The following is a 13,792-nucleotide window of genomic DNA, read 5'->3' as shown; positions in this document are numbered from 1 at the left end:
CCGGGGAGACCGGAGATGTTCGACATGTACGACGTGTACGACCGCTGTGTCGGGCTGGGCTACCACTGTGAGTCCACCCATCAGATCCGCCGGATCACCGGCCATGACCGCGCGCACTTCTTCGACTGGCTCGATCTCGACTTCGAGTCCGTCGTGGAGACGATCGCCGGTGACTTCGCCGATGTGCTGCGGCCCGGGATGGTCGAACCGTTCAGCGACGGTCTCTGCGCGCTGGATCGCGGCTCCGACATCCGCTTCTTCCACGACTTTCATGCCTCGTCCGGCACCGCGCTCACCCGGTCCGACATCGACCGGCAACTCGACGGTGTGCGCGCCAAGTTCCGGGCGCTGGCCGAGCGCTGGCGTACGCTCGCGCGCTCGTCCGCGTATGTGCTGTACGTCCACCACGACGCCTTCGACGAACTCACCGCGGCCGATCTGCGCCGGCTGCGGCTGGTCATCGCGACGGCGTATCCGCGCCACCGGTTCGATCTGCTCTGGCTGCGCCGCACCCCACCGCCGGACGGCGGCGCCCTCGGCCCCGGGATCAGCTGGGGCACGGTCGCGGCCGCCCCCGGGCGCTGGGAGGGCGACGACGCCGAGTGGGACGCCGCGTTCCGTGACGTGCGCTTCGCCCCGCCCCCGCCCCGGCCCTCACCAGAAGCAGCACCAGACCCATCTGTATCGCCCGGAGCATCCGCAACGCCCGCACCATCCGTCACCGACAGGAGCACGTCCGTATGACACCGCCCCCGCCCTCCACCGTGATCCTCTCCCCGCACTTCGACGACGCCGCGCTGTCGCTCGCGGGTCTGATCCCCGCGCTCGACTCGCCCGTCACCGTCGTGACCGTGTACGGCGGCGCGCCGTCTCCTGGACAGGAGGTCTCCTGGTGGGACACCACGTGCGGCTTCTCATCGGGCGGCGAGGCACATCTCGCCCGGGTGGCGGAGGACACCCGGGCCTGTGCGCTGCTCGGTGTCGAGCGGGTCGTCCTCGGGCACCCCGACGGTCCGTACGGGGACGGCGGCCCGCTCCATGAGATCGACACGTATCTCGCCGATCTCGACCCCGGCACGCGGCTGCTGATTCCGCTGGGCACCAACCAGGCCGATCACGCGAAGGTACGCGACCGTGCGCTGCGGGTCCTCGGCGAGCTCGGCAGGCCGCTCCCCCTTGTCTACGCCGACCTTCCCTATACGGGGCATCTCAAGGAGTGGGGCAGCGCGGAGACCGACACGGCCCTCGCCGGGGACGAGCACTTCGGAGTCGCCTACCGGGAGATCGCGAGCCGCTACCGGACGCGGGCCGTCCACGATCTGACGCTGTCCGACGACCTGTGGGCGGTCAAGCGCGCGGTGGTGCTCTGTTACGCCTCGCAGCTGGCGCCGCTCACCATCGACCACGGGAACGTGATGGCCCGGGGCGGTCCGCTGCGTGCCGAACGCGTCTGGTCCCTGGAGGAGGCCGAATCCCCGGGAGAGCCCGGGTGATACACGCCCCGCCCGCGTCCTGCCCGCGCGGGCGGGGCCGGGCGGGGCGCGCGGCACCCATCCGGGGGCCGTACACGGGTGCGGCGCCCTCGGCGGGTAGTAGACGACCTATGACCCGCAAGCGTTTCGGTGCGACGGAGCACGGACACCGGTTTCAGAGCCTGTACCGCTCGATCACCGCGTCCGCCGTGCTCGCCTGGAACCGCGGCCGCGGGATGGAGCTGATGCACCGGGCGATGAGCTTCGCCGCGCTCGGCTTTCTCACTCTCGTCCCCCTCCTGATCCTCGTCGCCGCGGCCGACCCGGCGAGCGGCCAGGGGTTCGCCCGCTGGCTGGGGCAGGGGCTGGGGGTTTCGCCCTCCGCGCAGCAGGAGATCCAGCAGCTGTTCGGCAGACCCGGCCAGGCGTTGCAGCGTACGACGGCGTTCGGGCTCGCCGCGCTCGCCGTGTTCGGGCTGACGTTCGGGTCCGCCGTACAGACCGGTTACGAGCGGGTCTGGGAGCTGCCGACGGCGCGCTGGCACACCATGTGGCGCCATGTGCTGTGGCTGGCGGTGCTCGTCTTCTTCCTTCTCGTCTTCGTCAATACGCCCGTCACCTCCGAGTCCGTCGTCGAGATCGTGTTCGCCACCGTGGGCGATCTGATCGGGACGTGCCTCTTCTTCTGGTGGTCGCAGCGAGTGCTCCTGGCCGGCCGCGTCCGCTGGCAGGCGCTCCTGCCGGGCGCCGTCGCGACCGCGCTGGGCCTGCTCGGACTGCGGGTCTTCTCGCGTGTCGTCTTCTCCCCGCTGATCGCCGCGAACGCGGTCACCTACGGCCCTTTCGGGACGGTTCTGGTCATCCAGTCCTGGCTGGTCGGCGTCGGCTTCGTCGTCTACGGCGGCGCGCTGGTGGGCCGACTCTTCCACGAGAACCGCACGTACCGGCGGATCCAGCGCTGTATCGACGCCGGGGGCCCCTGAGGAGTGCCCTCCACGCACCGGTACGGTGATCGTTCCCGCGCGAGCCATCGAGGTCTCCGCACCCCGTGCCCGCTGGAGATCCGTTCCCCGTGTCGTCGCTCGCCGCTCCGCTGCCCGCCCCCGTACCGCGCCGGGCCTGGCTCACCGATCTGCCCGTGCTGATGGTCGCCGTGGTCTGGGGCGCCAGCTATCTCGCGGCGAAGGGCATCACGACCGCGGACACGGTCATCGCCGTGCTCGTGCTGCGCTTCGCGCTGGTCCTGCCGGTCCTGGTCGTCGCCGGGTGGCGAAGACTGCGGGCGCTGAAGGCGGCCCAGTGGCGCGGCGCCGGGCTGCTCGGACTCGTGCTGAGCGGGATCTTCCTGCTGGAGACCTATGGCGTCGTGCACACTTCGGCGACCAATGCCGGGCTGATCATCAGCCTCACCATGATCTTCACACCGCTCGCGGAGGCCGCGGTCACCCGGACCCGGCCGCCCGGGTCCTTCGTCGCCGCCGCCGGGCTCTCCGTGGCGGGGGTGGTGCTGCTGACGCAGAGCGGCGGGTTCACCGCGCCCTCGGCCGGCGATCTGCTGATGCTGCTGGCCGCGCTCGCCCGTACCGTCCATGTGCTGGCCATGGCCAGGACCAAGGCGGTGCGCCAAGCGGATTCGCTCTCGCTGACGACCGTCCAACTGGGCGGCGCCGTCGCGGTGTTCGCGGTCCTGGCCGCCCTGCCGGGCACCGGTCCCGCGCCTTGGACGGTGGCGGCCGGCTTCGGCGCCCGCGAGTGGGCGGCGCTGGCGTTCCTCTCCGTCTTCTGCACGCTGGGGGCCTTCTTCGTGCAGATGTGGGCCGTACGCCGCACCTCACCGTCCCGGGTCAGCCTGCTGCTCGGTACGGAACCGCTGTGGGCGGCGGCGGCCGGTATCGCGATCGGCGGCGAGCACTTGGGAGCGGCCGGGGTACTCGGAGCCGTGCTCGTCCTGACGGGTACGAGCTGGGGACGCCGCGCGGCCGATCGCTGAATCGGCGGCGTACCGCGCGGGCGTGCGAGGGGCGTGCCGTACGGGGGACGGCACGCCCCGGCTCATGACCGTCAGAGGTCGAACTCGCTCGGCGCGATGCCGACCGCGAAACAGGCCTCGCGGACGACCGCGCGCTCGCTCTCGTCGAAGTCGCCGTCGGCGCCGCCGATGACGATGCCGATCTGGATGACCGCGCGGGCCTCGGTGGGCTTCTTGGCGACCTTGCCGATGGTCTGCAGGACGCCGACCTTGCCGAAGTCGAAGTCGGCCGTCAGCTTCTGGCAGTAGTCGTTGAAGCGCGTCTGCAGATCGTCCGCGGGGAAGTTCTGCAGTACGTCGTTGGTCATGATCAGCGAGGCGACGCGCTGGCGCTCGGACGGGTCGATGGATCCGTCGGCCGCCGCGACCAGGGCGCACATCGCCATGCTGGCGTCACGGAAGGCGCCGCTCTTGAGGTCGTTCTTCTTCGCGTTCAGCTGCGTCTGCATCGACGCGGCGGAATCCTTGATGCGGTCCCACAGGGCCACGTGGAGTCTCCTGGATAGTGAGTGGCGGGGGTGATGGATGCCGGACAGGGCGTCCGGAGTAATGGGGTCAGAGGTGAGGGACGACGGCCGGCATGAGGTCCTGGAACGTACGTCCCTCGGCGGGGGTGCCGATGGCGGACATCTGCCAGCCACTGCCGGAGCGGTACACCTTGGCCATGATCTGCGCGGTGTGCTTGCCACCGCCGGTGAGTGTGTGGCGCGCCAGTTCCTGGCCGTTGGTCTCGTCGACCAGCCGGCAGAAGGCGTTCTCGACCTCTTCGAAGGTCTGGCCGGTGAACGAGTTGACGGTGAAGACGATCTGGTCGACATGGACGGGGACGCGCTGGAGGTCCACGACGATCGACTCGTCGTCACCGCCCTGTCCCGCGCCGCCGACCCGGTTGTCGCCGGTGTGCCGCACGGAACCGTCATCGCTGGTCAGGTGCTGGAAGAAGACGACATCGATGGCCTCCTTGCCGGCGAAGAGCAGCGCCGAGGCGTCCAGGTCGATCTCGCGGGCGGTCATACGGGCGAAGAAGCCCTTGCGGGCCGCCTGCCAGCCCAGGCCCATGCGGATGACGGTGAGTTCACCTCCGCCGGACTTGGTCAGGCTGATCTGCTGGCCCTTGGCAAGGTTGACGCTCATCGTTCGCTCCTGGGGGCGTGGGGTCGGACGCGCGGGTCGGTACGGCGGATACGGGTACGGAGGTCAGACGTTGACGCCGTAGTCGGAGGCGATGCCGGCGAGGCCGGAGGCGTACCCCTGGCCGATGGCGCGGAACTTCCACTCGGCGCCGTTGCGGTACAGCTCGCCGAAGACCATCGCGGTCTCGGTCGAGGCGTCCTCGCTCAGGTCGTAGCGGGCCAGCTCGGCGCCGCCCGCCTGGTTGACCACCCGGATATACGCGTTGCGGACCTGCCCGAAGGACTGGCCGCGCGACTCCGCGTCATGGATCGACACCGGAAAGACGATCTTGGTGATATCGGCGGGCACGGCGGCCAGATTGACCTTGACCGTCTCGTCGTCGCCCTCGCCCTCGCCGGTGAGGTTGTCCCCGGTGTGCTCGACCGAACCGTCCGGGCTGGTCAGGTTGTTGTAGAAGACGAAGTGCCGATCGGAGGCGACCTTGCCGGAGCCGTCGACCAGCAGGGCGCTGGCATCCAGATCGTGATCGGCGCCGGTGGTGGTCCGTACGTCCCAGCCGAGGCCGACCAGAACGGCGGTCAGACCTGGAGCCTCCTTGCTCAGCGAGACGTTGCCGCCCTTGGCGAGGCTCACACCCATATTGCTTCCCTTCCTCTGTCCCGGAACCGGGCACGCCGGACGTCCCGGCGCGACGCGGTGCCGTGTGGCACCATCGTAAATCTACAACACTGTAGAAGTTGGCCGCCGTAAAGGTGCGCCGCGAAGAGCTGGTTAGGATGCCCCGGCCCCAGGGCGGCTGGGGCGGCGGTGTGGGAGGAGGCCATTTCGTGGCCGGGAACGTCGGGAACAGGGACGACCGGGACCAGGCGTCCCGTACCCGCAGACGCGGCCAGGGCCAACTGGAGGCCCAGGTGCTGGCCGTGCTGGGCTCGGCGACCTCACCCGTGGCGGCGACCTGGGTGCAGGAACGGCTCGACGGGGAGCTGGCGTACACCACCGTGATCACCATCCTCACGCGCCTCCTCGGCAAGCAGGCCGTGACCCGCAGCCGGTCGGGGCGCTCCTTCCTGTGGACGCCGGTGGCGGACGAGGCGGGCCTCACGGCCCTGCGGATGCGGCGGCTGCTCGATGAGCGGGACGACCGCGACGCGGTGCTCTCCAGCTTCGTGTCGGCGCTGTCCCCCCATGACGAGCAGGTGCTGCGCTCACTGCTCAAGGACGCCGGCCCCGAACCCCGATCCGAACCCGGTCCCGAAAGCTGATCCATGGGCGTCTTCGTCTTCCTGCCGCTCGTCCTGCCGCTGACCGCGCTGCCGATCGCGCGGCTGGCCGAGCACCATCTGCATCCGCGCAACGCCGCGGTGTTACTGACCTCCGTCGCCGTGGTTCTGGCGGCGTGCAGCACGTTCTGTCTCGGTCTGCTCGTGGTCGTCGGCACCGCGCAGCTGCCCGGGAATCCGCTCCCGGACAGCTGGTCCGATCCCGAGGTACGGGCGGCCGTGCCGTACGACGAGATCGCGGGCAAGGCCGCCATCGTCGCGCTGGGCCTTGTGGTCGTGGCGTGTGCGCTGACCGTACGGCGGCATCTGCGCTTCCGTTTCCGCGCGCACCGGGCGCTGGCAGGGCTCCGGTCCGATGCCGGATCAGGCCCCGACGCCGGCTCCGGCTCCGGCTCTGACCCCCGCTCCGAGGTGGCCGTCCTGGACGATGAGCAGCCCTACGCGTACGCGCTGCCCGGCTCCCCCGGCCGGATCGTCGTCTCCACGGGCATGCTGTCCTGTCTGGACGCGGCCGAGCGGCGGGCGCTGCTCGCCCATGAGCGCGCCCATCTGGCCGGACGGCATCACCGGCTACTGCTCGCCGTCCAGCTGGCCGGCTGCGCCAACCCCTTCCTGCGGCCGCTGCGGGCCGCGGTGACATACAGCACGGAGCGCTGGGCGGACGAGGAGGCGGCGCGGGTCACCGGCGACCGGCGGATCACGGCGCGCGCGGTGGGCAAGGCCGCGCTGTTCTCCCGCCGGGTCGCGACGCCGGGGCTGGCGGCGTTCGCCTCGGCGGGCCCGGTGCCGCGCCGGGTGGCGGCCCTGCTCGGTCCGGTGCCGCCGCGCAGGAGCTGGCCGCCCGCACTGACCCGGGCGGGGATGGCCGCCTGCGTGGCGGCCGCCGGAACCGCCGCGTCCACGCTGTCCGCCCTCAACTCGGCCCTCGCGCTCTTCGTCGTCCTCGAAGCCGCCACACCGCTGTGAACGGCGGCGGAACACCCAGTTGTTTCTACAGAGTTGTAGAGCCAGTAGAGTGCATCCGTCGCACGGGGCGATGACCGGTCCGTCCGGACGAACGGCGGCCGGTAACGGGGCACGGAGGATCAGCGTGGGCAGGGAATCCAGCGGGCGGCGGGGCCGCTCCGCGGGCGGGGGTCACCGCGGCGGCCGGAGGGCGGGCCGGGCCCGACTGACCCGGCGGGGCCGAATAGCCGTCTGGTCGGGCGGGGCACTGGCCGTGGTGCTCATCGGGGTCTCCGGTGCGGCGGCCTGGATCTACCAGGACCTCAACGGCAATATCCACTCCGCCGACGTGGACAACAAGATCGGCGGCGGCCGGCCGGTCAATCTGAGCCCGGGGTCGAAGAACATCCTCGTGGTGGGGTCCGACTCGCGGGGCGGCGACAACGCGAAGTACGGCAAGGGCCTGACCACCATGCAGTCGGACACGCTGATGGTCCTGCATGTGTCCGCCGACCGTAAGTGGGCCACGGTCGTCTCGCTCCCCCGCGACTCGTGGGTGGACATACCGTCCTGCGACAAGGGGGACGGCAGCAAGTCCGCGCCGCACAAGTTCAAGATCAATGAGGCGTTCGCCATCGGCGGTACGTCGGGCGAGGTGTCCGGCGCCGCCGCCTGCACCATCCGGACGGTGGAACAGAACACCGGTCTGCGCATGGACCACTTCATGTCCGTCGACTTCCAGGGCTTCAAGGGCATGGTCAACGCGCTGGACGGCATCGAGGTCTGCCCCGAGACCGCCATCCACGACGAGAAGGCCCATCTCGACCTGGACGCCGGGTGCCAGACGGTCAAGGACGAGGAGGCCCTCGGGTACGTACGGACGCGCTACAGCGTCGGGGACGGCTCCGATCTGGGGCGTATCGGCCGGCAGCAGGAGTTCATGGAGGCCCTGGCCGCCAAGGCCCAGGAGAAGCTGACCAGCCCGAACGCGCTGTACGGGTTCCTGGACTCGGCGACGAAGTCACTGACCACGGACAAGGCGCTGGCGGGCATCAAGCCGCTGTCCGGTCTCGCGTCCGAGGTCAAGGGAATCCCCACCGACCGGCTGACGTTCCTGACAGTGCCCAACTACGCGCGGGAGGCCGATGTGCCGACCGACAGGGCGAACGTCGTCTGGCAGTATCCGCAGGCGGCGGAGTTGTTCGCCTCCCTGGCGAAGGACACCGAGGTCGACAAGGAGAAGCTGGAAGCAGACGCGAAGAGCCCGGTCTACGCCCATACGGTGCGGGTCCAGGTCCTCAACGGCTCCGGCACGACGGGCCGGGGCGCGAAGGTCGCGGAGACGCTGCGGTCGGCCGGATTCACGATCGTCGGGGTCGGGAACGCGCCGGAGGACACCAAGAAGACCACGGTCGGTTATCCGCAGGACCAGGCGGGACCGGCCGAGGTGCTGGCCTCACGGCTGCCGGGCAGCGTCGCCCGGGAGGACGCGGGGGCCGCCCCGGGAGTGGTGACACTGACCGTGGGCAAGGATTTCGACGCCGTCCGATGACGCGATGCGGTCCGATGATCTGAGCGATGTCGTGAGTCGGACACAACATTGCGCTGCTTTGCGAATCCTTTACTATTGCTGGACGGGGTGCCCACCCCGTCCCTACCACCTGACCCGAGAAGGAGCTGCGGTCCCGCAATGGGTGAGCCTCCCAGTACGAGCCGTGCCGTCCCCGTCCCGTCGAGCGATGGACCGGAGGTGGCACGGTGACCGAAGTGCTTCTGTTGCTCCTCGCCCTCGCGCTCACCCTCGCCTGTGCGGTGTTCGTCGCGGCCGAGTTCTCCCTGACCACCATCGAGCGCGGCGAGCTGGAACGCGCCGCCGCCGCCGGTGAGCGTGGCGCCGCGAGCGCGCTGGCGGCGGCCAAGCGGCTGACCTTCCAGCTCTCCGGCGCCCAGCTGGGCATCACGGTGACCTCACTGGTCATCGGCATGCTCGCCGAACCGTCCCTGGCCGTGCTCCTGCGCGGCCCGCTGGAAGCGGTCGGCCTGCCGACGGGCGCGGTGTCCACCGTCGCCACGCTGCTGGGCGTCGCCATGTCCACCGTCGTGCTGATGGTCATCGGCGAGCTGGTCCCGAAGAACTGGGCGATCTCCAGCCCGCTCGCGGTCGCCAAGGTCGTGGCCGGGCCGCAGCGCGGGTTCACCGCCGCTTTCGGCCCGCTGATCCGGCATCTCAACAACACCGCGAACCGTCTGGTACGCCGCTTCGGGCTGGAGCCCGCCGAAGAGTTGGCCTCCGCCCGTACCCCCGAGGAACTGGTCGCCCTGGCGCGGCACTCGGCCCGGGAGGGCGCCATAGAGGCGGATTCCGCCGAGCTGTTCGTAAGGACCCTGCATCTGGCCGACCTGAACGCGGAGAACGTGATGACGCCGCGCGTGGACGTACGGGCCCTGGAGGCCCATGCCACCGCCACGGACGCGGCGAACCTGACGCTGGCCACCGGCCTGTCCCGCTTCCCGGTCTACCGCGACAGCCTCGACGAGGTGATCGGCACCATCCATATCCGCGATGTCCTCGCCCTGGACGAGAGCAAGCGCGACGACACCCTCGTGACCGAGCTGGCCACCAGCCCGCTGCTCGTCCCGGACTCCCTTCCGGTGGACCGGCTGCTGCGGCGCCTGCGCGAGTCACGGACGATGGCCGTGGTCATAGACGAGTACGGCGGCACCGCCGGCGTCGCCACCGTGGAGGACATCGTCGAGGAGGTCATCGGCGAGGTACGTGACGAGCACGACCCCGACGAGACGCCCGACCTGGCACCGGGCCGGCCGACCGCCGATGGCCGCCGCGTCTGGGAGGCGGACGGCAGTGTCCGTCTCGACCAGCTCGAAGAGATCGGCTTCGGCGCGCCGGAAGGCCCGTACGAGACGCTGGCCGGGCTGCTCGCGACCCGGCTGGAGCGGCTGCCCGTGCTGACCGACACGCTGGAGATCGAGGGCTGGCAGTTCGCGGTCCTGCGGATCGAGCACCACCGGGCCGACCGGGTGAGGATCACCGCACCCGCCCCGGCCGCCCAGCTCGCGGAGGAGAACCGATGACCGGCCTGCAGCTCGCCATCGGCGTGCTCACCCTGTTCACCAACGCGTTCTTCGTCGGCGCGGAATTCGCGCTGATCTCCGTACGGCGCAGCCAGATCGAGCCCCTGGCGATCAAGGGCAGCCGCCGGGCGAAGAGCACCCTGTGGGGCCTGGAGCATCTGTCCGCGGCCATGGCCACGGCTCAGCTGGGTATCACCATCTCCTCGCTGGTGCTGGGCGCCGTCGCCGAACCGGCGATCGCCCATCTGCTGGAGCCGCCGTTCGAGGCGATCGGTGTGCCGGAGGCGCTGATCCATCCGATCGCGTTCGTGATCGCGCTGACGCTGGCGACGTATCTGCACATGCTGATCGGCGAGATGGTGCCGAAGAACATCGCGCTGGCCGCGCCGGCCCCGACCGCGCTCGCGCTGGGGCCCGCCCTGGTCGGGCTGACCCGGGCGCTGCGCCCGGTGATCTTCGGGATCAACGCGTTCGCCAACGCCATCCTGCGGCTGCTGAAGGTCGAGCCCAAGGACGAGGTCGCGTCGGTCTTCACCGACGACGAACTCGCCCGTCTGGTCAAGGACTCCAGCGAGGCGGGGCTGCTGGACCCCGCGGACGGCGAGCGGCTGCGCGACGCCCTGGAGCTGGGCACGCGTCCGGTGGGTGAGGTGATGGTCCCGCTCAACCGGATGATCACCGTCGACCATCAGACCACTCCGCAGCAGCTGGAGCGTGCCGCGGCGTCCTCCGGCTTCTCACGGCTGCCGGTCACCGGACCCGACAACACGATCCTCGGCTATCTGCACATCAAGGACGCCCTCGGTGCGGGCGAGCGGACCCTGCCGTTCCCGCGCAGCGCGCTGCACACGGTGATCAGGGTGGAGATCGACACTCCGCTCGACGACACCATGACGGCCATGCGCGCCGCCGGTACCCATCTCGCCGCGGTCAGCGGTGACAAGGGGACCGTCATCGGCTTCGTCACCATGGAAGACGTCCTGGAGGAACTGGTCGGCCCCGCGGCCGGCTCACCGACCGCCGCGTAGCCGCGCGGTGGACGAGCGGCCGGTGCCCCGCCCCGGGCACCGGCCGCTTCCCTGTCCGCATCAGCTTCATCCGTGTCCGTATCAGCTTCATCTTCATCAGCTTCTGTATCCGTGTCTGTATCAGCTTCCGTATGGGGAATGGGTTCATCTGATGTCCGACGGGACGAGCCGGTTACAGCGGGCTCTCGCCGACCGCAGCCGGCGCATCGTGGAGTCCGGCGGTTTCAACACCGCGGTGTTCTGCCTCATCATCGGCAACGCCGTCCTGCTCGGCATCGAGACCTACACCGGCGCGGTCGACCAGTGGCGCGGGGAGCTGAAGGCCGCCGAGCATCTCTTCCTCGCCGCCTTCGCCTCGGAGATCCTGCTGCGCGCGGCCACTTACGCGGAGCGCCCGAAGGACTTCTTCCGCGATCCGTGGAACGTCTTCGACCTGGTGGTCGTGGGGCTCGCCCTCACGCCCTTCGCCCGCGAGAACGCCACCGTCCTGCGGCTGCTCCGGCTCGCGCGCGTGCTGCGCGCCGCGCGCTTCCTGCCCCAGCTGCGTATCGTCATCGTCGCCGTCGGCAAGAGCCTGCCGGGCACGCTGAGCTTCGTTCTGATCGGTGCGCTGCTGCTGTATGTGTACGCCATGCTCGGCTGGGTCTTCTTCGCCGCGGCCGACCCGGAACACTACGGTTCACTGGGCCGCGCGGCCCTCACACTCTTTCTGCTGATCACGCTCGACGGTCTGGGGGACGCGGTCCGGGGCGGCCTGGAGATCTCCCGCTGGGCGATCGTCTACTTCGCCTCGTTCGTGCTGCTCGGATCGTTCCTGCTCGTCAATCTGCTGATCGGGGTCGTCATCAACTCCCTTGAGGAGGCACGTGAACTGGAGGACGAGCGGACCCGCGAGAGACCTGCCGTACCGGTGACACCGGCCATGGACGAGTCACGGGCGGTGCTGCTCGCCCGGATAGCCGCCGCGCGCCGCGCGCTGGACGAGGTCGAGGCCGGACTCGCGGTGGCGAGCAGCGAGAGCGACGGGCACCACCGCGCGGCGCCGGCTGGCGGTCAGGGTTTGCGCGCCACGCCGACGTAGCAGGCGGCTTCCTTGTTGGTGACGTTCCCGCTCCGCTCGTGGGGGTCGGGGTGCCACTCGTGCGAGGGCGTGATCCCCGGGTCGAGCAGCTGCCAGCCGGCGAAGAAGCGGGCGATCTCCTCGCGGGTGCGTGCCTGTCCCGGCGTGCCCGCGGCGCGGTAGGCGGTGGTGAGCCGCGCGATGCCCTCGGGGTCGAACTCGGTGGTGACATGCGCGATGGCGAGCGTGGAGCCGGACGGCAGCGCGGACTTGAGGCGTTCGACGATGTCATGGGCGTCGTGCTCGTCGGTGACGAAGTGGAGCAGCGCGTTGAGGCTGAGCGCTATGGGGCGGGTGAAGTCGAGCGTCGCGCGTATCTCCTCGGCGGCCAACAGGCCCTCGGGGTCGGTGACATCGGCCTCCGCGTACGCGGTGCGTCCCGCGGGATGGCTGTGCAGCAGCGCGCGGGCGTGGGCCAGCACGATCGGATCGTTGTCCGTGTAGACGATGTGTGCCTCCGGGACCTCACGCTGGGCGACCTCGTGGAGGTTCGGGGAGGTGGGGATTCCGGTGCCGATGTCGAGGAACTGCCGCATGCCCCGCCGCGCGAGGAAGCGGACGGAGCGGTGCATGAAGCGCCGGTTGATCCGGGCGGTGGAGAGAATGGAGGGGAAGGCGGAAATGGCCCTCGCGGCGGCCTCGCGGTCCGCGGGGAAGTTGGTCGTCCCGCCCAGGTAGTAGTCGTACATCCGGGCGGAATGCGCCCGGTCCAGTTCAAGATCCACCGCACCGTTGTCGCCCATCGCGCGACCCCCGTTCTCATCGCCGGCTGACAGTCGGTGACTTCCCACCGCCGCATGCGGACAACCGTACGAGATGGCCCAACTGTCCTGACGGGCGGGCCATATGAGGGAGGGCCGGGCGCATGGGACGGCGGAACGATACGGAAACACCACCCACCCTACGGCCCAGTAATCATATGATGACTGTCCGCGAGTAAACCCCGGGGTGTGTGCCGCACGTTGACGGCGCTCATCCGGTTGGCTGACAGGTGAAGAGAGGCACACCTCTCGCACCGGCGCCCTCCGCCGTGGAGCGGCGCGGTGTCCAGGGAACGGGGCATGTGTGCACGTCGATCCGGAACGTCCGGTGGTCCGCGTCTCCCACGGCGCTCAGGGCGTGGACGACCGCGGCCTTCCGGACCCCCCGGACGGGACGGTCCACCGGCTGGCGCTGACCTTCGACGCGTTCGACGCGCGCCACCACACGCTGTGGCTGCGCTACGCCCATACGCAGGTGGGCGGTCGCGCCGCCGCCGAGACCGTGGTCGACACCACCTGCGCCCGGCTGCTGGAGCACTGGCCGCATGTGCTGACCCAGGAATCGGTGGCCCGGTACGCGTGGGCGCTCCTCAAGGAGGAGGTGGCGTGGTGGCTGGACGACCACGCCAGGGAACCGGCGCTGGTCGACACCGCCGCCTTCCACGCAGCGGTCCGCAAGCTCCTCAACATCGAGAAGCGCGATCAATTCGAGGTGCTGCAGCGGGAGATGAGGCTGTACGGGGCCATCTCCCGGCTTCCCGAGCGGCAGTACGACGTGGTCGTGCTGCGTTACGTCCTCCAGGTCCCGGACGAGGAGGTCGCGGAGTACATGGGCATCGAGGTCGCCACCGTACGGTCCCATGTACGGCACGCCCGCAGACGACTGGCCAAGCACCTCGATGTACGAGAGACCGAGACGGAGGAGTAGAC

General features: G+C 70.1%; 15 protein-coding genes. 11 read left to right on the top strand and 4 right to left on the bottom strand.

The annotated features are described in order from the left end of the window. The first annotated feature begins 15 nt into the window (after positions 1 to 15). From IF11_RS0116130 to IF11_RS0116115, 4 genes are all read left to right on the top strand, one after another. Positions 16 to 744, top strand: a complete 729-nt coding sequence (locus IF11_RS0116130) for a DUF1796 family putative cysteine peptidase (protein WP_078490718.1) — start codon at positions 16 to 18, stop codon at positions 742 to 744. Beyond that, positions 741 to 1,493, top strand: a complete 753-nt coding sequence (locus IF11_RS0116125) for a PIG-L deacetylase family protein (RefSeq protein WP_030352292.1) — start codon at positions 741 to 743, stop codon at positions 1,491 to 1,493. The genes IF11_RS0116130 and IF11_RS0116125 overlap by 4 nt, the downstream gene beginning before the upstream one ends. A 110-nt stretch (positions 1,494 to 1,603) precedes the next feature. Beyond that, positions 1,604 to 2,455 (top strand): YhjD/YihY/BrkB family envelope integrity protein, encoded by an 852-nt coding sequence (locus IF11_RS0116120; protein ID WP_030352291.1) that lies wholly within the window; start codon positions 1,604 to 1,606, stop codon positions 2,453 to 2,455. An 89-nt stretch (positions 2,456 to 2,544) separates the two neighbouring features. Continuing rightward, positions 2,545 to 3,462 carry a DMT family transporter gene (locus tag IF11_RS0116115; RefSeq protein WP_030352290.1) on the top strand — a complete coding sequence of 306 codons (918 nt, stop codon included), beginning with the start codon at positions 2,545 to 2,547 and terminating at the stop codon, positions 3,460 to 3,462. Between the two features lie 71 nt (positions 3,463 to 3,533). Here IF11_RS0116115 and IF11_RS0116110 read toward each other — a convergent pair whose 3' ends face one another. The 3 genes from IF11_RS0116110 to IF11_RS0116100 all read right to left on the bottom strand — a co-directional run bounded on the left by IF11_RS0116110 (position 3,534) and on the right by IF11_RS0116100 (position 5,274). Continuing rightward, positions 3,534 to 3,989: a tellurite resistance TerB family protein gene (locus tag IF11_RS0116110; RefSeq protein WP_030352289.1), complete on the bottom strand. Its 456-nt coding sequence runs from the start codon at positions 3,987 to 3,989 to the stop codon at positions 3,534 to 3,536. 67 nt (positions 3,990 to 4,056) lie between these two features. Beyond that, positions 4,057 to 4,635 (bottom strand): TerD family protein, encoded by a 579-nt coding sequence (locus IF11_RS0116105; RefSeq protein WP_030352288.1) that lies wholly within the window; start codon positions 4,633 to 4,635, stop codon positions 4,057 to 4,059. A 63-nt stretch (positions 4,636 to 4,698) separates the two neighbouring features. Next, positions 4,699 to 5,274 (bottom strand): TerD family protein, encoded by a 576-nt coding sequence (locus IF11_RS0116100; protein ID WP_030352287.1) that lies wholly within the window; start codon positions 5,272 to 5,274, stop codon positions 4,699 to 4,701. A 188-nt stretch (positions 5,275 to 5,462) separates the two neighbouring features. Between IF11_RS0116100 and IF11_RS0116095 the strand changes: the two genes are divergently transcribed. From IF11_RS0116095 to IF11_RS0116070, 6 genes are all read left to right on the top strand, one after another. Continuing rightward, on the top strand, positions 5,463 to 5,897 hold the full coding sequence (locus IF11_RS0116095) for a BlaI/MecI/CopY family transcriptional regulator (RefSeq protein ID WP_030352286.1): 435 nt from the start codon (positions 5,463 to 5,465) through the stop codon (positions 5,895 to 5,897). 3 nt (positions 5,898 to 5,900) lie between these two features. Then, positions 5,901 to 6,881 carry a M56 family metallopeptidase gene (locus IF11_RS0116090; protein WP_030352285.1) on the top strand — a complete coding sequence of 327 codons (981 nt, stop codon included), beginning with the start codon at positions 5,901 to 5,903 and terminating at the stop codon, positions 6,879 to 6,881. A gap of 70 nt (positions 6,882 to 6,951) precedes the next feature. Then, positions 6,952 to 8,412 carry an LCP family protein gene (locus IF11_RS0116085; RefSeq protein ID WP_078490716.1) on the top strand — a complete coding sequence of 487 codons (1,461 nt, stop codon included), beginning with the start codon at positions 6,952 to 6,954 and terminating at the stop codon, positions 8,410 to 8,412. 206 nt (positions 8,413 to 8,618) lie between these two features. Continuing rightward, positions 8,619 to 9,953: a hemolysin family protein gene (locus IF11_RS0116080; protein ID WP_030352283.1), complete on the top strand. Its 1,335-nt coding sequence runs from the start codon at positions 8,619 to 8,621 to the stop codon at positions 9,951 to 9,953. After that, a complete protein-coding gene (locus tag IF11_RS0116075; RefSeq protein ID WP_030352282.1) occupies positions 9,950 to 10,981 on the top strand; it encodes a hemolysin family protein in 1,032 nt (343 codons plus the stop codon). The genes IF11_RS0116080 and IF11_RS0116075 overlap by 4 nt, the downstream gene beginning before the upstream one ends. 151 nt (positions 10,982 to 11,132) lie before the next feature. After that, entirely contained in the window at positions 11,133 to 12,062 is a 930-nt protein-coding gene (locus IF11_RS0116070; protein ID WP_030352281.1) for an ion transporter, read from the top strand. On the opposite strand, the gene IF11_RS0116065 is transcribed toward IF11_RS0116070, so the two are convergent. Then, the gene (locus IF11_RS0116065; RefSeq protein ID WP_030352280.1) at positions 12,035 to 12,844 is read right to left on the bottom strand and encodes an SAM-dependent methyltransferase; all 810 of its coding nucleotides are present in this window, start codon (positions 12,842 to 12,844) and stop codon (positions 12,035 to 12,037) included. The two genes, IF11_RS0116070 and IF11_RS0116065, sit on opposite strands and share 28 nt — an antisense overlap. 322 nt (positions 12,845 to 13,166) lie before the next feature. On the opposite strand from IF11_RS0116065, the gene IF11_RS0116060 reads away from it, so the two are divergent. Then, positions 13,167 to 13,790 carry an RNA polymerase sigma factor gene (locus IF11_RS0116060; RefSeq protein ID WP_051745968.1) on the top strand — a complete coding sequence of 208 codons (624 nt, stop codon included), beginning with the start codon at positions 13,167 to 13,169 and terminating at the stop codon, positions 13,788 to 13,790. The last annotated feature ends 2 nt before the right edge of the window (positions 13,791 to 13,792 follow it).

Origin of the sequence: Streptomyces scopuliridis RB72, assembly GCF_000718095.1 — a bacterium.
Classification (GTDB): Bacteria; Actinomycetota; Actinomycetes; order Streptomycetales; family Streptomycetaceae; genus Streptomyces; species Streptomyces scopuliridis.
This window is presented reverse-complemented; position numbering and strand designations above follow the sequence as displayed.